This window comes from Rhizobium sp. BK418 (assembly GCF_004341105.1).
In the GTDB taxonomy this organism is placed as follows: domain Bacteria; phylum Pseudomonadota; class Alphaproteobacteria; order Rhizobiales; family Rhizobiaceae; genus Rhizobium.
This window is the reverse complement of sequence record NZ_SLZK01000004.1, coordinates 1-20,808: the sequence shown is the minus strand read 5'-3', so window position 1 is coordinate 20,808 and position 20,808 is coordinate 1. Positions and strand designations below refer to the sequence as shown.

Genomic DNA, 20,808 nt, shown 5'->3' with positions numbered 1-20,808 from the left:
CCTGCCCTCAGCGCTTAGCGGCTGCCGGCATCGGCTTTGGTGTCGATGCTTGGCTGGACGGACATTCCGGGACGTAGATCATCTTTTTCGGTGGCATCGCCATCGAGGACGATCTTGACCGGGATGCGCTGGACGACCTTGGTGAAGTTGCCGGTGGCGTTGTCGGGCGGCAGGAGAGCGAATTCCTGACCGCTTGCCGGAGCAAGGCTGTCGACATGGCCGTGATAGGTGCGGCCTGGGAACATATCGACCTCGATATCGACAGGCTGACCGGCGTGGACGTCGGTGAGCTGCGTTTCCTTGTAGTTGGCGACGATATAAGCGGCCGTCGTCGGAACCACCGCCATCAGCTGCGTGCCGGCCTGGACGTATTGGCCGACGCGCAGGGTGCGATTGCCGACCGTGCCGTCGACCGGTGCAACAATCGTCGCGTAGGAGAGGTTGAGCTCGGCCTGATGCGCAACGGCCTGGTCATGGGCGAGTGTTGCGCGCGCCTGGGCAAGCTCGGCATTCAGGAGATCGACCTGTTTCGCTGCGGCTTCGAGCCCAGCGGTGTCGCGCACGATCGTTGCTTGAGCCGCCGCGATTGCCGAGGCAGCCTGCTGAGCGGTCTGAACCGGCGCATAGCCGCTGGTGGCAAGATTGCTGTAACGCTTGCTGTTTTGCTCGGCAAAAGTCTCATTGGCCTTGTCGACATCGAGTGTGGCCCGGGCGGCAGCAATCGTCGACTGCTGGATATTGAGCGAAGCCTGCTTGGCATTGACGGTCGCTTCGGCAGCTGCGACATCGGCCTTCGCCTGATCGAGTGCTGTGCGGAAATCGCGGTCATCGATGCGGGCGAGCGGCTGGCCGGCCTTGACCGTTTCATTGTCGCCGACGAGAACTTCGGCAAGATAGCCGGAGACTTTCGGAGCGACCGTGGTGCTGTCGGCCTTCACATAGGCATCGTCGGTCGAGACTTCAAAACGGCCGACCGTCCAGTAATTGTGCCCATAATAGGCGGCCGCGGCAATGATGGCGATGGCAGCCACGCCGAGCAGCAGAGAACGGCCGCCGCGCTTGCGGGCTGGTGCTTCCGCAGCCGGGGCAGCGACGGCCGGCTCGATGACACGCGACGTCTTGCCGGCATCGAGCTCTGCGGGCATGGCTTCGGCTGCCGTTTCGGGGGCCGATGCATCGACCGGCGTGGCGTTGTTGTTCAGGGCATGCAGCTTCTTGACGGACATTCTCTCTCTCCTGGTGAAAGGTCGCTGTCATCTCGGCCGCGGCCTTGAAATCTGGCTCAAGCACCATTTAGGAAACTTGATGTTTTCCAAAATATGCGCTAAACAGAAGATGTCAACTGGAATTTGGAAAATCGAGATGGTCCAAAATCACGAAATCGAGAAGAGACCGCGTGGCCGGCCGCAGATCCGCTGCGACGAGGACACACGCAGCGTGATCATCGAGGCCGCCAACAAACAGTTTCACGAGAATGGTTACGCAGCGGCCAGCATCGCCGCGATCGCGCAGGAAGCCGGCGTTTCGACGAAGACGCTCTATCGCCTGTTTCCGACAAAGGCAGATCTGTTTTCCGAAATGGTTTCGGATCGAACCGGACGCTTTCTTCTGGCGCTCGACCCCGGCACGCTTGCAACCGCCGAGCTACGGCAGGGGCTGGAACGCATGCTGATGGCCTATGGCATGCTGACGCTTTCACAGGACACGATTACCGTCACGCGCCTCGTCATCGGCGAATCCGACCGCTTTCCGGAAATCGCCAATTCCTTCTACGAGAAAGCGATCGTCAGAACCAATACGTCTATGGAAAACTGGCTGCGCCGCCAGGTAGAGCACGGGCTGATCAGGCTCGAGGACCCGCACGCAGCCTGCGGCATGCTGCGCGGCATGATGATCATGGAGCCCCAACGCGCGGCCATGCTGCGTCAACTTCCGGCGCCCAATATCGAAGAAATCGCTGCAAGGGCAAGAATGTGCGCGGATATCTTTCTGAAGGGATGTGCCGTTTAGGCGGCGGGAACAGATCAGACGACGGGCATGGCCAGATGATCTGCCGAATATCCGCAGGCGACGGTCAAGCTATCAATCACCGAAATGCCCGCCTCATATCGTGAGCCGTCACAGTGATATGGGAGTACCGCCGCGATACTGGCGGCGGCACCCGGTGAATTTGCGCCAAATCAGGCCGCGAGAACCCCTGCCTTTTTCGCCGTCCAGGTAGCGATCGCGTCCATCAGCGCGGGTGAAAGGCAATCGTAAGGCTCAAGCCCAACCTCCCTGAGCCGCGAGCGTACGGCGCCCATTTTACCGGGGTCGTATCCGCTTTCGATAATTGACGATACGAAGGCCGCAAAGCCGGGTGCTGCCCAACTCTTCTCCTGGAACCGTTCGGGGTGGACGAAGGAAAGGCCCTGGAAGGCATGCTCGCGCTCAACCGGCCCGTACATGTGAACCCCGCATTCCTTGCAGGCGTGCCGCTGGATCAGTGCGGAGGTATCCACGACCGCGAGTTTGTTCCCATTCTCTAGCACCTCGATGTTGCTGGTCGGCGCCACTGCAACCACAGAAAAGACTGCCCCATTCGGCTTCCAGCATTTCGTGCAGCCGCAGGCATGGTTATGGGCAATGTCGCCCTTGACGCGGACTTTTACCGGATTGTTCGCGCAGTTGCATACAAGCGTGCCCCCGGCGAATGATGCATCGGTCGCTCGGTATCCCGAATCCACGATCGGGTGGATCGCTACATTAGTCATGCTTTGTCTCCTTCCCTTCCTGGGCCGAAGCGGGATGCCGCGGCCAAGCCCCATGCATCGGGGCGCCGCCGCGAGGCAATAATCTCTGAAAGCGCGGCGCCGTTCTCTGCCTCGCAATATACGTCTCGCCTTGGGGAGAGTCGAACCGGCCAAGCTCCTGTGCCGCTGCTGTTCGGAAGGCCCTACAGGCGTCCCTCGCTCAAGTCTGGAGCGTCCGCACGGGTCCTGTGGATTCGCGCAGGATGAGCTCGACCGGCCAAAGCTCATGAATTTCCAGTGGTGAACGCCCGGCCAGAAGCTGCAGCACAAGATCGGCGCACCGCGTTCCTGCGGCGCGCATCGACGAACGGGTGGCCGAGAGCGACGGGACCATGTTGTCGGCCGTCAAATAGGGAAAGACGTCATCGTGGGCGATAACCGAAACGTCGCTGCCGACCTGAAGACCGAGTGAACGAGCGGCCCGGTAAACGCCGAGCGCCGTCATCATGGACCCGGCGACAAACGCGGTTGGCGGCTTAGGTTGTTCGAGGAATGATCGCGCAAAACGGAAGCCAAGCTCATCGGTAAAATTGCCGTTGGCGATCAGCTGCGGATCGACTTCGATCCCGTGGCTCTGCAACGCGCTGCGATAGCCGATATCGCGATGCAGTGCATAGGTCGCTCCCTGGCGGCCGTTGATCATCGCGATCCTGGTATGACCAAGATCGAGCAGATGTGAGGTCGCGCGGCGCACGGCCCCTTCATTGTCGATATCGAGCCAAGAGTGCGGCACGTCGATGTCGGAACGGCCATGAACGAGAAACGGCATTCCGAGCTCGTGCAGCAGCGCGATGCGCTGGTCGTTGGGTCGGGGCGAGTGCACGATGATTGCATCGACCCGCTGGCTTTCCGCCAACCGCCTGTAAAGTTGCATCTCGGCATCGTGTTCAGGATCAGCCATCGGAATGACCAGAATGTCGGTGTCTTCCGTCACAAGACGTTCTGCCATACCGGCCATGAACTCCGCGAAATGGAACTCACCGGCGCGCCCCATGACGACGCCGATGGCGCCGACCCGCCCGGTCTTGAGCCTCACGGCGTTGACGTTCGGTCGATAGCCCAGGCGCACCGCCTCCTGAATAACGCGGGCGCGCGTTACCTCGCTCACCTCGGGATACCCACTGAGCGCACGACTGACGGTCGTCGGGGACAATCCAAGTTGTTTTGCGAACTCTTTGAGTTTCATTGACTGAAATGACTTTCACCACCTGCGTTGCCTGGCTCTATACCATCGGCGCCCCGAACTCGACATTCTATACCGTCAACTATATTTTCTCAAATCGATTTCAATTTCGTTGCCACCGGAACGAACAGCCGTGTCCTTCAAAAAACATCATGTCCAGCATTCTCATTGATTTTAAACGAATTTTCGCGGTTATTCACAAGTTATAGTCGCGAGCAGAGCCAAGTCTTGACATGATACCGGCCTTCTGACAGTTTTTCCTAACCAAATCGATTTCAATTTGGTCTTTGGGAGGGAAAAATGAAGTTTCGTTTCACAGCAGTCGCCGTGGCAGCTGCACTTATTGGCGCGACATTGCCGTCCTACGCCGCCGAGATCAGTGTTTCAGCGAGTTCCACCGGCAAGAACCTTGATCTGTTCCGCAAGCAGCTTGACGCCTTCGAAAAAGCGACGGGCAACAAGGTGAAGATCGTCACCATGCCGTCCTCGTCCACGGAACAGTTTTCGCAATATCGGCTGTGGCTCGCGGCCGGCAACACGGACGTCGACGTCTACCAGACGGATGTCATCTGGGCTCCGCAGCTCGCCGACCAGTTCATCGACCTGAAGGACGCCACCAAGGACGTCGTCGGCGACTTCTTCCCGGCGATCGTCGCATCGCAGACCGTGAATGGCCGCCTGGTCGCGATGCCGCTTTACACGGATGCGCCGGCGCTTTTCTATCGCAAGGATCTGCTCGAGAAATACGGCAAGCAGCCGCCGAAGACCTGGGACGAGATGGAGGCAACCGCCAAGGAGATCCAGGAAAAGGAGCGCGCTGCAGGCCAGAAGGATTTGTGGGGCTACGTTTTCCAGGGCAATGCCTATGAGGGCCTGACCTGCGATGCGCTCGAATGGGTGAAGTCTTCGGGCGGCGGTCAGATCATCGAGACGGACGGCACGATTTCGATCAACAACGAGAAGGCGGCGGCAGCACTCGATCGGGCTAAGGGCTGGGTCGGCACGATTTCGCCAAGCGGCGTGCTTGCTTATCAAGAAGAGGAATCCCGCGGCGTCTGGCAGACCGGCAACGCCGTGTTCATGCGCAACTGGCCTTACGCCTACGCGCTGGGCAATGGCCCTGACAGCCCCGTCAAGGGCAAGTTCGACGTCACGACCCTTCCCGTTGCCGCCGAAGGCGACAAACCTTCCTCGACGCTCGGCGGATGGAATCTTGCCGTCTCGAAATACTCGAAGAGTCCGGATGTGGCCATCGCACTCGTCAAATTCCTCACATCGGAGGAAAGCCAGAAGCAGCGCGCTATCGAGCTTTCCAACCTGCCAACCCGGTCTGCGCTTTACGACGACAAGGACGTCGCTGCTGCCCAGCCGTTCATGCCGAATTGGAAGCCGATCTTCCAAAATGCCGTACCGCGTCCCTCTGCAGTCGCGAAGGTCAAGTACAACGAGGTTTCCGCAAAGTTCTGGACCGCGGTGCATAACACGCTCTCCGGTAACGGTACCGCCGAAGAAAACCTCGAACTTCTCGAAGCCGATCTGACCACGCTCAAAGGCGATTCCTGGTAATCGATTGAACCGGCAGCGGCTGGCCTTCCGCCGCTGCCGACCCAACCATACTTCCGTCGACGTCCCATGAAGCGGATATTCCATGAGTGAAGTTGCAGTCTCGCAAAAGCTGAGGGCGGGCGTGCGCGCCAAAAGCGTCTCATCGGAGTTGCGCTTTGAACGCGTCCGGTCCGCCTGGATGTTTCTGGCACCAACCCTGTTCATCCTTGCGGTCGTTGCCGGCTGGCCGCTGTTTCGCACGATCTATTTCAGCTTCACCAATGCGTCCCTGACGAACCTTGGCGACGCGAAGTTCGTCGGTTTCGACAATTATCTGTCCTGGGTCACTCTGAAGAGCGGGCGCACGGTCTATAAGGGATTGCTGGCTGATCCCGCGTGGTGGGGTGCCGTTTGGAACACGGCAAAGTTCACGCTGCTGTCAGTGATGATCGAAACCGCACTTGGGCTGATCGTCGCCCTTGTGTTGAATGCTCAATTCGTCGGTCGCGGCATCGTTCGCGCCGCCATCCTTATCCCCTGGGCGATCCCGACCATTGTCTCGGCCAAGATGTGGGCCTGGATGCTCAACGATCAGTTCGGCATCCTGAACGATATCCTTCTCGGCTTCGGGCTTATCAGCCACAAGATCGCATGGACGGCCGATCCCCAGACCGCGATGATTGCCGTGTTGATCGTCGACGTCTGGAAAACGACGCCCTTCATGGCGCTTTTGATCCTCGCCGCTCTGCAGATGGTTCCAGCCGATATCTACGAAGCGGCAAAAATCGACGGCATCAATCCGATCAGGGTATTCTGGCGCCTGACGCTGCCGCTGGTGCGCCCGGCAATCATGGTCGCGGTAATTTTCCGCATGCTCGATGCTATGCGCATCTTCGACCTGATTTACGTGCTGACGCCCAACAACGCGCAGACAAAGACCATGTCGGTCATGGCGCGCGAGAACCTGTTCGATTTCGATAAGTTCGCCTACGGTGCGACTGCCTCCACCGTTCTCTTTCTCATCATCGCTTCAGTCACCGTGCTCTACATCTGGCTCGGCCGCGTCAGACTCGGGGGGAGTGAACGCTGATGCTGCTAACAGCCACAAAAAACACCCTGTTCTATCTGCTGGTTGCCGTCATCGTCATCGTCGCAGTGTTCCCGTTCTACTACGCGATCCTGACGAGCTTTAAGGCCGGCACAGCCCTTTTCGACGTGACCTACTGGCCGACATCGATCTCGCTCGAGAACTATACCGGCGTGCTGACGACAGGCAGCTTCATCCGCAGCCTCGGCAATTCACTGCTCGTTGCCTGCATCGTGGTCGCCGCCTCAATATTGCTCGCCGTGACTGCATCCTACGCGCTTGCCCGTGTACATTTCCGGGGCCGTGCACTTCTGATGCTGACCATCCTGTCGGTGTCGATGTTTCCCCAGATTGCCGTGCTGGCAGGGCTTTTCGAGCTCATTCGCTGGATCGGCATCTTCAACACGCCCTTCGCGCTGATCTTTTCCTACATGATCTTCACCCTGCCCTTCACGGTCTGGGTCCTGACCACTTTCATGCGCGATCTGCCAATCGAGATCGAGGAAGCGGCCATCGTCGATGGCGCCTCTGCCTGGGTCATCATCACCCGCGTGTTCATGCCGTTGATGTGGCCGGCATTGGTCACCACGGGCCTGCTCGCCTTCATCACGGCCTGGAATGAATTTCTTTTCGCCCTAACCTTCACATCATCGGATGCCCAACGGACAGTGCCCGTCGCAATCGCTCTCTTGTCAGGCGGAAGTCAGTTCGAAATTCCCTGGGGCAACATCATGGCGGCCTCGGTCATCGTCACCGTGCCCGTCGTCATCCTGGTTCTTATTTTCCAGCGCCGCATCATTTCCGGTCTGACGGCCGGCGGCGTCAAAGGCTGAAGAAAGCGCGATATGGCAAGGATCAGATTAGACAATATCCGCAAGAGCTTCGGTGCATTCGAAGTGATCAAAGGTGTGACCCTGGACATTCGCAAAGGCGAATTCATGGTCTTCGTCGGTCCCTCCGGCTGCGGCAAGTCCACCCTGCTGCGACTGATTTCCGGACTGGAGGACATCACGTCAGGCACGCTCTCCTTCGACGGCGAACCCGTCAATCGGCTGTCCCCCTCCAAGCGCGGTATCGCGATGGTTTTTCAGTCCTATGCGCTCTACCCGCATATGACCGTCTTCGAAAACATGGCCTTCGGCATGAAGCTCTCCGGTCGGAGCAGAGAAGAATGCAAGGCGCGCGTCGAACAGGCGGCCGGCATGCTGCAGCTCTCGTCCTATCTGGAGCGCCTGCCGCGCCAGCTTTCGGGCGGCCAGCGTCAGCGTGTGGCGATCGGCCGTGCCATCGTTCGTGACCCGCGGGTCTTCCTGTTCGACGAACCATTGTCTAACCTCGACGCGGCCCTGCGTGTCGCGACGCGGCTGGAGATCGCCAAGCTTCACCGCAGCATGCATGACACGACGATGATTTATGTCACCCACGACCAGGTCGAGGCGATGACTTTGGCCGACCGCATCTGTGTGCTTCGCGACGGTGTCGTCGAACAGGTCGGGACACCGATCGAGCTCTATGAGACGCCGAACTCGATCTTCGTCGCAGGCTTCATCGGCTCGCCGAAAATGAACTTCCTCTCCGGACCTTTCGCGGCGCCCCATCATGCCCACACCATCGGGGTCAGAGCAGAGCATATCGAGTTCACGGATCAGGAACCTGTCTGGAGCGGCACCGTTATCCATTCAGAGATCCTTGGGTCGGACACATTCGTCTATCTCGACATCGGCTCAGGCGAACCTCTCGTCGTTCGGGAAAGTGGCGTATCGGGCCACCAGCCCGGCCAGCAACTGGGCGTATCGCCGGCCAGGGATCGCATTCATCGTTTCGACCAATCCGGGCGTGCACTCGAGAGGATACCTTTCAAGGGCGCAGCCTGACCACCATCATATAAACAGGATCTGACCGCCTCCCATCGGTTCCGGTCCGCCATTTGCTATGAAGGAGCAGAAACTTGTCTATCCGCACCGTCGTCTGGGGTGAGAACATCCATGAGACAACCAATGAGATCGTCCGAGGCATCTATCCCGAAGGCATGCACACGACGATCGCCAAGGCGCTGAATACCGATCCGGCCATTTCGGCCACGACCGCAACGCTGCAGGAGCCGGAACACGGCCTGAGCGAAGCCCGGCTTGCCGAGACCGATGTCCTGACCTGGTGGGGTCACAAGGACCATGGCGCAGTGTCCGACGTCGTCGTCGAGCGTGTCGCCAAGCGTGTCTGGGAAGGCATGGGCCTGCTCGTGCTGCATTCCGGCCATTTCTCCAAAATCTTCAAACGGCTGATGGGCACGCCCTGTGCGCTGAAGTGGCGCGAGGCGGGTGAACGCGAGCGTCTATGGACCATCAACCAGCGCCATCCGATTGCCGCCGGCCTTGGAGAAAACTTCGTTCTGGAAAACGAGGAAATGTACGGCGAGCAGTTCTCCGTGCCGGAGCCGCTGGAAACGGTGTTCATCTCCTGGTTCCAGGGCGGTGAAGTCTTCCGTTCGGGCCTGACCTGGCGGCGTGGTGCGGGCAACATCTTCTATTTCCGCCCCGGCCATGAGACCTATCCGACCTATCACGATTCCAACGTGCAGAAGGTGCTGATCAATGGCGTGAAGTGGGCCTATAACCCACACGGCGATCTGAAGAGCATCACCGATGCGCCGAATGTGCCGGTAGAAAAAGCCCTGGAGCCGATCGTCGAACGTGGTCCCAGGCTGCATCAGGCCGGCGAAGCCGGTTACCGCTGAGGAGATTAGCAATGCGTCTACTCGTTCTCGGCACGGGCGTCATGGCCAGAAACCAGGTTGCCAACTTCCTTGCCATCGATGGTGTGGAAGTCGTCGGCGCCGTCGATACCGATCGGACACGGCTCGATGAGTTTGCCGATCATTTCAATATCGAAAAACGGTTTAGCACCCTGGATGAAGCGATCGCCTGGGGTGACTTCGATGCGGCGACGAATGTAACACCCGACCGTATCCACCACCCGACCAGCCTCGCACTGATTGCCGCCGGTAAGCATGTGTTCTGCGAAAAGCCATTGGCGGAGAATTACGGGCACGCGCTGGAGATGACCGAAGCTGCCGAAGCCGCTGGTGTCATCAATATGGTGAACCTCACCTATCGCAATGTCGCACCGCTGCAGCGCGCCCGCGAGATGGTGCTGGCGGGCGAACTCGGTACGATCAAGCATGTTGAAGCCTCCTATCTGCAGAGCTGGCTCGTTTCGCGCGCCTGGGGCGACTGGCGCACGGAGTCGCGCTGGTTGTGGCGTTTGTCTACTGGTCACGGTTCGAACGGGGTGCTCGGCGATGTCGGCATCCATATCCTCGATTTCGCAGCCTACGGCGCCGCAACCGACATCGATCATGTCTTTGCACGGCTCAAGACCTTCAACAAGGCGCCGGGCGGCCAGATCGGCGAGTATATGCTCGACGCCAATGACAGCTTCACCATGTCGGTCGATTTTGCCAACGGTGCGCTCGGCGTCATTCATGCCAGCCGCTGGGCGACCGGCCACCTGAACGAGCTGAAGCTGCGCATCTATGGCGAGAAGGGCAGCCTCGAGGTCATCCACCGCCCAGACGGCTCCGATCTTCGCGGCTGCTTCGGCGACGACATCGAAAACGCCGTCTGGCGCGGCATAGACGTGCCGCCAGTGCTCACCAACTACCAGCGCTTCGCCGAAGCAGTGAGAACCGGCAAGCAGGACGATCCCAACTTCCGGCATGCCGCCAACCTGCAGAAGGTCATCGACCTCGCGATCGTCTCGGAGAAAGAACGCCGGGAGCTCAACCTGCTGGCCTCCGACAGGCCGCCCGCCCAGGAGCAGGAAAACAAGACCGACGATCAGGGGCCGACGCTGGCTCTCGTCGTTTGACGGCATGGTGAAATATCGAAGGCCCGGGTGACCGGGCCCTCTTTGAGTTCAAAGCTCATGCCGTTTAAGCATCGCTGCCGCTACGCTGCATCGAGTGCAAGGGTGAGATCGGCAATGAGGTCGTCTGGATGTTCGATGCCGATCGACAGCCTGATCGTTGCATCGAGAACACCGATGCGCTGGCGCACCTCGGCCGGCACGCCCGAATGCGTCATCGTTGCCGGATGCGATGCCAGGGATTCCGTTCCGCCGAGGCTGACGGCGAGCTTGAAGATTTTCAACGTGTTCAGAAACAGGAACGAGGCCGGTTGACCACCCTTGATATCGAAGGAGAATGTCGAACCAGCGCCGCTGCACTGGGCCGCGAACGTTCTGCCAACAGCGGAATCGGGATCGTTGTATGGCAGGTAGTGGATCGTCTCGACCTTGGGATGCTGCCTTAAGAAATCGGCCACCGCCTTGGCATTGCTGTCTGCCCGCTCCATGCGGATCTGCAGCGTTTCGAGTGAACGCCCGAGCATCCAGCATGAATGCGGATCGAGCTGCGTGCCGATTGCGCCGCGAAGCGCCTTTACCTGCTTGATGAGTGGCCGACTGCCGAGTGCTGCTCCGGCGATCAGATCCGAATGACCGCCGACATATTTGGTCAGGGAATAAAGGGAAACGTCCGCGCCGTGCTTGATCGGGCGCTGGAATACCGGACCGAGCAACGTATTATCGCAGGCGACAACAGGCCTGTGACCTTGCTTCTCACCGATAGCATCGGCAATCCGCCGGATCATCGCGAGGTCGACGAGGCTGTTGGTCGGGTTTGCGGGCGTCTCGACGAGGATGACCGAGACACGGCCTTTGGCCATCGCCTCCTCGGCTGCAGCTTTTACCGAGACTTCGCTGACGCCGTCAGCAAAACCGACAGCGGAAACGCCGAGATTGAGGAAGGTCTTCGCAAGCAATGTTTCCGTCCCGCCATAGAGCGGCTGTGAGTGGAGGATCGCATCTCCCGGACGGACGAAGGCAAGCAGGAACGTCGCAATGGCTGACATCCCCGATGAAAATACCGCGCCGCTCTCGGCCTGCTCGTATACCGCCAGACGATCTTCGACGATCTCACTGTTTGGATGGTTGAATCGTGAATAGACGAGGCCCGCACCCTTGCCTTCCGGCGGCTCCTTCCGACCCGAGACGTAATCGAAGAAATCGCGACCATCTTCGGCTGAGTTGAATACGAACGTCGACGTCAGGAAGACGGGCGGCTTGACCGCGCCTTCGGAGAGTTCCGGGTCATAGCCATAGTTCAGCATCTGGGTTTCCGGATGCAGGGCATGATTGCCGATGTGGGTTCTTGGAGGATGCGGTGCAGTCATGGATCGTCTCCCTCAATGAGCGGCTTGCCGGCATCGATATGCCGGCGCCTCGCTAATATCTGGAGCGCCGCAGCGGCAGAAAAACACCCCTTGCGAATGACTAAGCAAATTTATCGGATTGAACGACAGGCAACAGAGACGCCCCAGCCGCAACCTTCTCATTAAGCGACCTGTGACGGCAGTGGTTGATTAGAAAAGTGAGCGACCAGGTTGGCACAACCTCGTCATAGGGCAGTTCTCCTCGCAAACCACGGACCTGTCGTTACTGGAAGCTCGCTGGAGAGTGCGGTGTTTGAGGCAGAAGAGCTGGAGGAAACGGCCAAGCTGCTCATTCTTACACAGGGATGGCGGCGAACAGACTTAGTAGCGAGAACATCCGTGAGCTGGAAGCAAGCTTCGATCTTGCATGATCCTGATGTGTCAACATCGTTTGAGATCGACGATTGCCCGTCAAGCGCTCCGGCTCGGCGTAAAAGCCGAATGCGCCAGTCGCGAAATTATTATATTACTTTCGGTTGCATTTTGGCACAAACCTCGCAATGATCATCCGCGACCGGAGGTTCCAGCCATGAAGGCCAAATCGCCTACATCGATCGATACCTATGTCGGCAGCAGAGTACGAGCGCGCCGCAAGCTTCTCGGGCTATCGCAGGTCGGGCTTGCCGAGCGGATTGGCGTCACCTTCCAGCAGATCCAGAAATATGAAAAAGGCACTAATCGCATTGGCGCCGGCCGGCTTCAGACGATCGCCAAAATATTGGGCGTACCCGTTCAATTCTTCTTCGAAAATGACACGGAGCCAACCACCTACAGCCTTGTCAGCAACGGCCGCGATGATGTGAATGCCTTTTTAATGTCGAAGGATGCGCAGGCGCTCAATCGCGCGTTCATGGCGATCGAGAGCCCCGAGATTCGACAGAAGCTCATTGCCTTGGCCAAGAGTCTTGCCAAGAGCACGAGTTCTGACATTGATGATGTCGTCCATCCAGAGGCCAGCGCCTGAGGAATTTTCGTGCTTCATCTCCAGACCTTTGGCGAGTTGCGACTGACAGACGGCCTTGGTGCGCCGATTCGTTATCCAGTCAAGGCTCTGGTGATGCTGGCCTATCTGTATTGCTCGCCGGATCATCAGCGCAGCCGGCAGGAACTCGCACGGTTCTTGTGGAACGAGAGCGGAGATCATCTTTCCGATCTCAATCTGCGGAAGCTGATTTCACGCATTCGCGAAACAACAACCCCATTCGAGGAAGAGATCCTGAATTTCGGGCCGCCTTTCGTCCGCCTGAACAAGAACGCCATATCGGTTGATCTCGACATATTGCGCACGGAGAAGCCGCCGGTGGCACGGCTGGGGGCAGTCAGCGACCTTGTGCAACGCGGCTTCATTCCCGGCCTCAGCGCATCGACCAAGGCAATCGATGGATGGATCGAGCGCGAACGGCAGCTGCAGGTGCTCACTCTCAGGGATATTTTCATCAAGGCTGCAGATCATATTCGCGACGATGAGGAACGCCGCCTTCTGCGCCGCTCGGGACTTCAACTCCTTGAAACCTTTCCCGGTGACGAGCAGATTCGCTCGATCCTTCGCGGAACGGCAGATGATCATTCGCAGCGCCGCCTGCAGGCGACAGGATCTGTGGCAATCGCCAGCGGTCGCATCGCCGAGCAACAAGACGGCACCTTACCGCAAATCATGCCCGCAACACCTGCGCCGCGGCTTGTTTTGTTGCCTCCAGGCGCCCCGGCCCTCACGCAGCAGGCGACAATTGCCGACGCTCTTATCGAGGATGTTACGATCGAGCTCTGCGCCCTGCGCAACATATCTGTTGTCGCACCCCATACAGCCGAGCAAATCCGCCGTGATTCCGACAAGGCTGCCATCGTGGAGCGGCATTCGATTTCCTACCTCCTGGATACACGCCTTTCCGGAGAGGGGCTTTATGCACAGCTCATCTATTTTCCGACCGACGAGATCTTGTGGGCAGCCCGGTTCGAAATGGCGGTCGAAACGCTGCCGACGCAAAGGCGCTTGATCGCCCATAAACTGGCCGACGCCGTCTCGGGACAACTAAAGCGGAACGAAAGCATTCGTCTCCGCAACGAAGCCGACCCACAAGCCTATCATTCCTATCTCGTCGGCGCCGGCTTCCTGACCAAGTTCAGCCTGCCGGATATCCGGCGCGCGCGGAAATACTTCAAGCGCTCATTGCAATTTTATCCGGATTACGCCCCCGCTTTCACAGGCCTGTCGCGAACATTCACCAGCGAGTGGCTATTGACCACGCAAGGCGATCCCGCCCTTCTGAAGCTTGCCGAGGATCAGGCGCTTCGGGCGATAGAGACGGATTTAGAATCGGCAGCCGGTCATCGCGAACTGGGTGTAACGAAGCTTTACCAGGGTGCCGTCGATGAAAGTGTTGCAGCGCTTGAACTCGCGGAAGGCCTCAGCCCGCATTATGCCGACGTCATCTATAGCCATGCGGACACGCTGGTCCACGCGTCGCGACCGCAAGACGCGCTGGAGAAGATCAAGAAAGCGATCTCGCTCAATCCGATCGCACCCGACGCCTACCTCTGGTGCGCGGCCGGAGCGAGCTACTTCCTCGAGCGCTACGAGGAGGCGCTTGCCTATGTCGATCGAATGAAGGACAAAGCTCCCGCATACCGCATCGCGGCGGCCAGCTATGCGATGATCGGCGATCGAAAACGGGCGCAGTTTTATCGGCAACGCGCCGAAGCGCTCAATCCTGCTTTCGAGGTCGAGAAATGGCTCGCCTTGGTGCCCTTCAAGGAGCAATGGCAAAAAGAACTTTATCGGGACGGTCTTTTCAAGGCGGGATTTTCAAGAACCTAAAGGAGAAGTTATGGCAAAAGTTGTTGTACTGGGCCTGTCGGGCGATAACGGACTTTGGCTGGTGGATATCGACGCAAGGACCGTGACACCGCTGCAGGTGCCTGCCAGCGGTGATCTGGCGACAGCCGTCCAGCAGCGCGATGCCGGCGGCACATTCATCAAGAATGTCGATTTTGCAGTCGCCGTCTCATCGGCGCAGGTGGTCTTCTCCGGCCATGTGGACGGTTGAAGGACAGCGACGCTGATCGCTCATCTCAATCCTTATTCTGATCGAACAATCGCGCCGCGAGACACATTGTCCCGCATCGTTCCCTATTTAGAGGCAATGGGTATCACGCGCCTGTCGCGACAGACGGATCTCGATTGTGTCGGTGTTCCGGTCTGGTGCGCATATACGCCAAACTCCCGCTCCATTGTCATCGCACAAGGCAAAGGACTTGATGACATCGACGCGAAGGTATCGGCGGCGATGGAGGCGCTGGAACGCGCCGTGGCGGGCGAACCCATTACCATAACAACGGTTTCCTCGGCACGAGACCTAAGACGCCGCGGTCGTGTCGAACCGCTCGATTGTCTCACCGCAAGCGGTGAGCAAGTCGTGGGGGAAGATGAGGAGTTGGCCTGGAGCATGGCAACCGAACTGCTGCACGACCAGCCGATCCATGTCCCGCAGGATGCCGCCCTCCTCGACCGAACGAGGCATAATCGGTTCTGGATGTCGTCGGATGGACTTGCCGCTGGCAACACCCTCGAGGAGGCAGTATTTCATGGCATCCTGGAGCGGATCGAGCGCGATGCCTACGTCCTTTGGCAAATCGTCAGCGACGACAAGCGCGATGCATGCTGTGTCGATCCGAGAAGTTTTGCCGACGCCGCGCTTGCAGGCTTGATCGACAGGATCGAGACAGCCGGACTTGTCGTGAAACTGTTCGACGTCACCAGCGATATCGGCATTCCCTGCTATGCCGCGCTCGTCGCCCCACCAGCGGTCAACAGCAAAGCGCCGCTTCGGTTCGTCGAGGTCACCGGAGGAAGCGGCGCTCATCCCTGGGCCGTGCGGGCGGCAATCCGCGCCGTGACGGAAGCGCTTCAGTCGAGACTGACCTATATCAGCGGCGCCCGGGACGATGTCTGGCCCGAACTGTTCACGGCGCCTCTACCGGCACAGACCCGCAGCGCCTTTCTTGCCACCCCTGCCCTCGTATCTGCAGCCGCCATCCGAAGGCCGGCCGGCACTGTGTCGACGCTGTTGAGTGAATTGCTGGCCAGACTTCGCGCCAGTGGCATCAGTTCGGTTATCGCCCTGCCTCTCACGTCGACGGACCTGCCATTTTCGGTGGTGAAGATATTCATCCCCGATCTCGAGAATCCGGCAGGCAACAGGCTCCATCGCTTCGGCAAACGTGCCCTTGCAAAGGCAATGCGCGCGTGAAGGTGATCTTCATCGGCCCGAGCTTACCGGATGCGGCAAGCCACATTTCAGGAGACATCGTTCTCCGTCCGCCCGCCGTTCAGGGAGATGTTTTAAGGGCGGTGGAGGATGGCGCCAGCGTCATAGGCCTGGTTGACGGCGGCTTTGAACATACCGCACCGGTTTGGCACAAGGAGATCCTTTTTGCTCTCTCCCTCGATGTCACGGTCCTCGGCGCCGCCAGCATGGGCGCCTTGCGTGCCGCCGAGTGCTCCGCGTTTGGCATGATCGGTGTTGGCCGGATATTCAACGATTATGCCAGTGGAACAATCGTCGACGACTCCGATGTTGCGCTTCTGCACGAACCAAGGGAGTTGGGCGGCAGAGCGTTGACCGTGCCGATGGTCAATGTGAGAAGCACCCTGGACGAGATGGAACGGCTACAGCTCCTCGATAGAGCATTTCGCCGCGCTCTCGAACAAACAGCTGCCAACCTCTTCTTCAAGAAAAGAAGCTGGGCCCTCATTGTTGAGGCATGTGCGGCAATATCGGAATCGCAAAAGCAGTATTGGCTGGGTATGCTGAAGACCCATGCAATCGATCAAAAGCGAACCGATGCCTTGGCGCTTCTCGAAGCTGTTGACGGCGCAGATAACCAGCGCGTGCCCAAAAATCGCCATTGGGAGTTCCGGAAAACCGCGCTTTGGACAGAACAACTAGCCCGCTCAAAATCTTAAGACGACTTGCAGCCATGACGTGTTTCACGCGTTTTTCACGCACTTTAGTACCGAACTGTCCTTATGGTCATCTCCGTAATCTGGAGATGGATATGTCAGTCATAGGTTCGGGAATGCGTAAGCAAGCATTAGCGGCAGCCGCCACGGATGATCTTGACGAGTTGGTGGCTTTGGCTCGCATGATCACCTATGCAAGAGCGCTGGCGGAAGATTTGAAGATCGAACTCGGCGCCCAATCTCTCGACCTTGCATTGACGGCGGTTACCCGGGAGCTGCGCAGGGCGACGGATGCAGATCTTGCCGGTCTGGAACCGCTGCTCGCAGACGTGAATATCGAGCTGCATTGATCGGCACTGCGGCTGGCTCAGTTGTCATCCGATGCAAGACGAGAGCTGGCAGATGCGATCAGCCGAAAGGCAGGATCTGAACAATTTCGAGATGCGCTTTGCAGGCGCCCATCATGGCGGGCACTCCAGGACCCGCCATGATATTTGTCGAAACAGGATTCGGTTCTCCCGCTCGGATGTAGACCTCCGGCTCGTTCATGGCCTCGATCAGGTACGATTTATCTCCAGGTCGATAATCTCCGGATATTGTCAGATCAGCAGGCCGTCCCCATCGAAGTGGGCGTTATGCGCGTGGGAGTCGATATGGTGCCATGCCACGTCAGGGATATGATGGTGCGAAGGTTCGCTGCCGCCGGCATCAGGACCTGAGGGATCAATGGCTCTGCTCGCGTTGTCGTAATCGCCATGGGTCGAATTCAGACCGTGTGCGTCAGAATTGTTGCTCGCAAAGTGACGAAAGTGGAAGGCATCGTCGCCGTTATGGGCAACATCCTTGTGATTTCCGTCGGCCTTGTCCGACGACATCTTCACGCTGTCGTGGGTGGAGGCGGCCGCCGGGTCTGCGAGAGTATGCGTGGCGTCAGCAGCAAGTGTGTGCGCGGGCTGGGCTTGGGTCGCATCAAACGTCTGGTTATCGCTGACGGTAAACGTGTTTGAGGCCACGATCGTCGGAGATATGTAGGTTGGCGTCACATCGCTAGCAATGAGATTGTCATGGAAAGAGCCTGAGGCAGGCCTGTCGACTTTCAGTGCCGCGTTAGACAGATGGTCGAATGTGTTCCCGTAAATATCGATCCCTTCGCGAACATAGGGCAGGGTACTGGCAGCGCTGACCGAAACACCCCAGACACCATTATGGATATGGTTGTCCGATATTGTGTAGTTCCGCGTATCACCCTCATCGCCGAAACCGATAGCGTAGGACCAGCTATAGCCGCCATATCCGGAGATATCATTGCCGTGGATATCTATATTCGTGCCGGCCTGCGCACTGATCCCAAAGCCGCCACCGAGCAGCGCATTGTTTTCGACGACGGCATTTTGAACCGTGCCGAGCACCAGGACACCCTTCGGACTGGTGGCATTTGTCTGGTCGAAGGTATTGCCGCTGATGAGAACGTTGCTGCTGTGGTCCAGCTGAACGGCATCAGCCGTCTTTCCATGGGCATTGGTGACGGTGTTGTTGATGAGGTTGACGCCGTTGATCTTTTCGATCCACATGCCGTCACTGTTGACGTCGCTGATCCTGCTGTTTTCGATCGTGATATTCTGACCGGTCCTGAAGAAGACGGAGCCGGCGGCACCCGACAGTCCTGTATGTTCAACATCGACGTTGTTGACCGTCCAGTTCGAGACATTGCTCGCCCAGATGGCGGTGCCTGCAGTATCGGCGATCTTTATGTTCTCGATAACGATGTTCGACGTATTTTGGCTGGCAATGCCATTACCGGCACTGCTGTGGATAACAGGCGCTTCGCCCACCCCGTAACTGCCAATCGTGATCGGAGCAGCTGCGGTGCCGGAATATTTGATATCAAATTGCTCGTTAAAAACGCTTCCAGCAGCAAGAAGCACGCTATCGCCGGGCTGCAGTCTCAAGGACTCTACCTTGGACAAGCTCGCAAAAGCGGAATTTTCGCTTGTGCCAGTGTTGGTGTTGGATCCTGTTGCGGAATTTACATAATAAATCGTCATTGCGCCCTTGCCTTTCGCGCAGCCCTTGGGTCCGGCTGTGATTGAACGGATCAGATATGGTGGGGCCAATGCCACGCCAATGAGGCGCTTTCGTGTTGTAATTGCAGCGGCATTAAGCTGATAGAAAAACACCCTCTGTGGTTGAGTGGGCCGAGGTGGTGGCCGTCCGGTTACGCCACATCATGGCGTTTCCAGGCCAGGCCGACGGCAGGGCGATCGAGTCGATTGCGTCGTCAGCCAGACACTGTCGCGAGAGTGGACAGTGTGTGGCCTCCGCAGTGCGTTGATGGCACGACCATTGCAACGCCGCCCCTCGTTACCAGGCCGGAAACGGATCTTCGAGAACGGACCAGTCGCGCGGATTCGCACTGGCCAGACAGGCTTCCAATGCGATCCGGATGCCTGTCTCGTCCATGTCCATGCCGATGAACACGAGCTCCTGCCGACGATCCCCCCAGGCGCTGTCCCATCTGCTCTGGAGATGTTGCAGGAACTGCTCATGACTCGGCCAGTCCTGCCGGGGAACGGCGGCCCACCAGAGCCCCATCGGTTCGCAGCGCCGTTGTATGCCTGCAGCCGACATCAAGCCTACGTGACGCGGGCGCGTAGCAAGCCAGAAATGGCCCTTGGCACGCAACACTCCCGGCCAGGGCCTGTCCAGGAATGCCCGAAACCGCATCGGGTCGAACGGTCGTCTCGTCCGATAGACGAAGCTCGATATCCCGTATTCCTCCGTCTCCGGAACATGTTCGCCGGGACTATAGAGCTCCTTGTGCCACAAGGGATGCGCCGCAGCCTTTGCTTCATCGAAGAGATCCGTATTGAGGACGGCTGCCAGAGAAACGTTGCCGAAATCGGTCTCCACCTGACGCGCATCCGGATTGAGTGCGGCAACTGTCTTGCGGACTTCGGCGCGCATCTCTTCGCTCACGTCCGAGATCTTGTTGATCACGATAACATCGGCAAACTCGATCTGGTCGACCAGCAGGTCGATAAGGGTGCGCCGATCCTCACCATCCCGCTGCAGGCCGCGGTCTGCAAGCAGATCAGCGCTGCTGTAGTCGGCCAACAGGCTCGCCGCGTCGACTAGGGTGACCATCGTGTCCAGTTTGGCAAAATCAGAAAGCGAAACACCGTTCTCGTCGCGGAAGGAAAAGGTTGCCGCAATGGGGCGTGGCTCGGCAATGCCAGTTCCTTCGATCAGCAGATAGTCGTATCGCCCCTCTTCGGCCAGTCGCCGCACTTCCGTCAGCAGATCATTGCGAAGGGTGCAGCATATGCAGCCATTGCTGAGCTCAACCAACGCCTCCGTCGTGTGTGACAGATTACAACCGCCGTCTCGAATGAGACTGGCGTCAATGTTCACGTCACTCATGTCGTTGACGATGACGGCAACCCGCAGGCCCTGACGATTGTTCAGGATGTGACTGAGAAGCGTCGTCTTGCCAGCGCCGAGAAAACCGGCAAGCACCGTCACCGGCAGGCGCTCCCTGTTCAGCGGCACCCCTCGATTAGGGACATTCGCAGCGACCGTCGCGACGGCCGGGAGTTGCATCCTATGAGCCTCATTCAAACCCGTTCCCGCCCTCCTCCGATGCTTCATGCGGCAAGCTGCGGCCGGAAGACCACATCGGCATAATAGTTCGCTGAATCGAATGTGCTGGTCGGGAAGAGACCTGTGGTGGCGGATCCTCCATAGGAATAGACGCCGTTGCCACCGGCAGCCGCACTGGATAGTGCCGACAGCGGCCCGTTGCTCACACCGTTGGTGAAGAAGCCATCGGTCGCCACATAGGTACCGGTGGTGTGGTAGGAGGCGACATAGGTGGTGTTGGCGGCGATAGTGACGGGCGTTGTAAAATTGACCGTCTGCCAGCCGCTTGCCGTGGTGTTGGTGAAGGTGGCGCTGGCAAGCTTGGTGCCTGT

At 58.6% G+C, this 20,808-nt stretch carries 20 protein-coding genes and 1 pseudogene; 14 read left to right on the top strand and 7 right to left on the bottom strand.

Annotation, left to right across the window (positions count from 1 at the left end; all coding sequences use genetic code 11):
* Window positions 1–14: 14 nt before the first annotated feature.
* On the bottom strand, window positions 15–1,226 hold the full coding sequence (locus EV281_RS17095) for an HlyD family secretion protein (protein ID WP_132654422.1): 1,212 nt from the start codon (window positions 1,224–1,226) through the stop codon (window positions 15–17).
* A gap of 136 nt (window positions 1,227–1,362) precedes the next feature.
* Between EV281_RS17095 and EV281_RS17090 the strand changes: the two genes are divergently transcribed.
* Complete coding sequence (locus tag EV281_RS17090) at window positions 1,363–2,010, top strand: TetR/AcrR family transcriptional regulator (protein WP_132654420.1); 648 nt, start codon at window positions 1,363–1,365, stop codon at window positions 2,008–2,010.
* A 170-nt stretch (window positions 2,011–2,180) separates the two neighbouring features.
* Here the strand turns inward: EV281_RS17090 and gfa are convergent, their stop codons facing one another.
* Both gfa and EV281_RS17080 read right to left on the bottom strand, forming a co-directional pair.
* Complete coding sequence (gfa, locus tag EV281_RS17085; RefSeq protein WP_132654418.1) at window positions 2,181–2,753, bottom strand: S-(hydroxymethyl)glutathione synthase; 573 nt, start codon at window positions 2,751–2,753, stop codon at window positions 2,181–2,183.
* A gap of 199 nt (window positions 2,754–2,952) precedes the next feature.
* Window positions 2,953–3,978 (bottom strand): substrate-binding domain-containing protein, encoded by a 1,026-nt coding sequence (locus EV281_RS17080; RefSeq protein ID WP_132654416.1) that lies wholly within the window; start codon window positions 3,976–3,978, stop codon window positions 2,953–2,955.
* Between the two features lie 297 nt (window positions 3,979–4,275).
* On the opposite strand from EV281_RS17080, the gene EV281_RS17075 reads away from it, so the two are divergent.
* The 6 genes from EV281_RS17075 to EV281_RS17050 all read left to right on the top strand — a co-directional run bounded on the left by EV281_RS17075 (window position 4,276) and on the right by EV281_RS17050 (window position 10,474).
* A complete protein-coding gene (locus EV281_RS17075; RefSeq protein WP_132654414.1) occupies window positions 4,276–5,541 on the top strand; it encodes an ABC transporter substrate-binding protein in 1,266 nt (421 codons plus the stop codon).
* 82 nt (window positions 5,542–5,623) lie between these two features.
* Window positions 5,624–6,610 (top strand): sugar ABC transporter permease, encoded by a 987-nt coding sequence (locus tag EV281_RS17070; protein ID WP_132654412.1) that lies wholly within the window; start codon window positions 5,624–5,626, stop codon window positions 6,608–6,610.
* The gene (locus tag EV281_RS17065) at window positions 6,610–7,440 is read left to right on the top strand and encodes a carbohydrate ABC transporter permease (protein WP_132654410.1); all 831 of its coding nucleotides are present in this window, start codon (window positions 6,610–6,612) and stop codon (window positions 7,438–7,440) included. Before EV281_RS17070 ends, EV281_RS17065 begins: the two co-directional genes overlap by 1 nt.
* A 12-nt stretch (window positions 7,441–7,452) precedes the next feature.
* Window positions 7,453–8,481, top strand: a complete 1,029-nt coding sequence (locus EV281_RS17060) for an ABC transporter ATP-binding protein (protein ID WP_132654408.1) — start codon at window positions 7,453–7,455, stop codon at window positions 8,479–8,481.
* Window positions 8,482–8,555: 74 nt separating this feature from the next.
* Complete coding sequence (locus EV281_RS17055) at window positions 8,556–9,341, top strand: ThuA domain-containing protein (protein WP_132654406.1); 786 nt, start codon at window positions 8,556–8,558, stop codon at window positions 9,339–9,341.
* Window positions 9,342–9,352: 11 nt separating this feature from the next.
* On the top strand, window positions 9,353–10,474 hold the full coding sequence (locus EV281_RS17050) for a Gfo/Idh/MocA family oxidoreductase (protein ID WP_132654404.1): 1,122 nt from the start codon (window positions 9,353–9,355) through the stop codon (window positions 10,472–10,474).
* An 80-nt stretch (window positions 10,475–10,554) separates the two neighbouring features.
* On the opposite strand, the gene EV281_RS17045 is transcribed toward EV281_RS17050, so the two are convergent.
* Window positions 10,555–11,838: a cystathionine gamma-synthase family protein gene (locus tag EV281_RS17045; RefSeq protein WP_132654402.1), complete on the bottom strand. Its 1,284-nt coding sequence runs from the start codon at window positions 11,836–11,838 to the stop codon at window positions 10,555–10,557.
* A gap of 222 nt (window positions 11,839–12,060) precedes the next feature.
* Here EV281_RS17045 and EV281_RS31665 point away from each other — a divergent pair.
* From EV281_RS31665 to EV281_RS17010, 7 genes and pseudogenes are all read left to right on the top strand, one after another.
* Window positions 12,061–12,183, top strand: a pseudogene (locus tag EV281_RS31665) (class II aldolase/adducin family protein); the annotation flags it as partial.
* A 223-nt stretch (window positions 12,184–12,406) separates the two neighbouring features.
* The gene (locus tag EV281_RS17035; RefSeq protein ID WP_132655405.1) at window positions 12,407–12,841 is read left to right on the top strand and encodes a helix-turn-helix transcriptional regulator; all 435 of its coding nucleotides are present in this window, start codon (window positions 12,407–12,409) and stop codon (window positions 12,839–12,841) included.
* 9 nt (window positions 12,842–12,850) lie between these two features.
* Complete coding sequence (locus tag EV281_RS17030) at window positions 12,851–14,692, top strand: peptide antibiotic resistance protein (protein WP_132654400.1); 1,842 nt, start codon at window positions 12,851–12,853, stop codon at window positions 14,690–14,692.
* Between the two features lie 10 nt (window positions 14,693–14,702).
* Window positions 14,703–14,921, top strand: coding sequence for a hypothetical protein (locus tag EV281_RS17025; RefSeq protein WP_132654398.1), 219 nt, complete (start codon window positions 14,703–14,705; stop codon window positions 14,919–14,921).
* A 48-nt stretch (window positions 14,922–14,969) separates the two neighbouring features.
* The gene (locus EV281_RS17020) at window positions 14,970–16,124 is read left to right on the top strand and encodes a YcaO-like family protein (protein WP_165911929.1); all 1,155 of its coding nucleotides are present in this window, start codon (window positions 14,970–14,972) and stop codon (window positions 16,122–16,124) included.
* Window positions 16,121–16,840, top strand: coding sequence for a TfuA-like protein (locus tag EV281_RS17015; protein WP_132654394.1), 720 nt, complete (start codon window positions 16,121–16,123; stop codon window positions 16,838–16,840). Before EV281_RS17020 ends, EV281_RS17015 begins: the two co-directional genes overlap by 4 nt.
* A 92-nt stretch (window positions 16,841–16,932) precedes the next feature.
* Complete coding sequence (locus EV281_RS17010; protein WP_132654392.1) at window positions 16,933–17,187, top strand: hypothetical protein; 255 nt, start codon at window positions 16,933–16,935, stop codon at window positions 17,185–17,187.
* 249 nt (window positions 17,188–17,436) lie between these two features.
* Here the strand turns inward: EV281_RS17010 and EV281_RS17005 are convergent, their stop codons facing one another.
* The 3 genes from EV281_RS17005 to EV281_RS16995 all read right to left on the bottom strand — a co-directional run.
* The gene (locus tag EV281_RS17005) at window positions 17,437–18,882 is read right to left on the bottom strand and encodes a right-handed parallel beta-helix repeat-containing protein (protein ID WP_132655403.1); all 1,446 of its coding nucleotides are present in this window, start codon (window positions 18,880–18,882) and stop codon (window positions 17,437–17,439) included.
* 316 nt (window positions 18,883–19,198) lie between these two features.
* The gene (locus tag EV281_RS17000) at window positions 19,199–20,380 is read right to left on the bottom strand and encodes a GTP-binding protein (RefSeq protein ID WP_132655401.1); all 1,182 of its coding nucleotides are present in this window, start codon (window positions 20,378–20,380) and stop codon (window positions 19,199–19,201) included.
* A 101-nt stretch (window positions 20,381–20,481) separates the two neighbouring features.
* The coding region (locus EV281_RS16995; RefSeq protein ID WP_132654390.1) for a DUF4082 domain-containing protein at window positions 20,482–20,808 on the bottom strand (327 nt) is incomplete at its 5' end.

Excerpts from the sequence above, each read along its gene's own strand:
- EV281_RS17095 (WP_132654422.1), bottom strand. The coding sequence starts at position 1,226 with ATGTCCGTCAAGAAGCTGCATGCCCTGAACAACAACGCCACGCCGGTC.
- EV281_RS17090 (WP_132654420.1), top strand. The coding sequence starts at position 1,363 with ATGGTCCAAAATCACGAAATCGAGAAGAGACCGCGTGGCCGGCCGCAG.
- gfa (WP_132654418.1), bottom strand. The coding sequence starts at position 2,753 with ATGACTAATGTAGCGATCCACCCGATCGTGGATTCGGGATACCGAGCG.
- EV281_RS17080 (WP_132654416.1), bottom strand. The coding sequence starts at position 3,978 with ATGAAACTCAAAGAGTTCGCAAAACAACTTGGATTGTCCCCGACGACC.
- EV281_RS17075 (WP_132654414.1), top strand. The coding sequence starts at position 4,276 with ATGAAGTTTCGTTTCACAGCAGTCGCCGTGGCAGCTGCACTTATTGGC.
- EV281_RS17070 (WP_132654412.1), top strand. The coding sequence starts at position 5,624 with ATGAGTGAAGTTGCAGTCTCGCAAAAGCTGAGGGCGGGCGTGCGCGCC.
- EV281_RS17065 (WP_132654410.1), top strand. The coding sequence starts at position 6,610 with ATGCTGCTAACAGCCACAAAAAACACCCTGTTCTATCTGCTGGTTGCC.
- EV281_RS17060 (WP_132654408.1), top strand. The coding sequence starts at position 7,453 with ATGGCAAGGATCAGATTAGACAATATCCGCAAGAGCTTCGGTGCATTC.
- EV281_RS17050 (WP_132654404.1), top strand. The coding sequence starts at position 9,353 with ATGCGTCTACTCGTTCTCGGCACGGGCGTCATGGCCAGAAACCAGGTT.
- EV281_RS17045 (WP_132654402.1), bottom strand. The coding sequence starts at position 11,838 with ATGACTGCACCGCATCCTCCAAGAACCCACATCGGCAATCATGCCCTG.
- EV281_RS17035 (WP_132655405.1), top strand. The coding sequence starts at position 12,407 with ATGAAGGCCAAATCGCCTACATCGATCGATACCTATGTCGGCAGCAGA.
- EV281_RS17025 (WP_132654398.1), top strand. The coding sequence starts at position 14,703 with ATGGCAAAAGTTGTTGTACTGGGCCTGTCGGGCGATAACGGACTTTGG.
- EV281_RS17010 (WP_132654392.1), top strand. The coding sequence starts at position 16,933 with ATGTCAGTCATAGGTTCGGGAATGCGTAAGCAAGCATTAGCGGCAGCC.
- EV281_RS17005 (WP_132655403.1), bottom strand. The coding sequence starts at position 18,882 with ATGACGATTTATTATGTAAATTCCGCAACAGGATCCAACACCAACACT.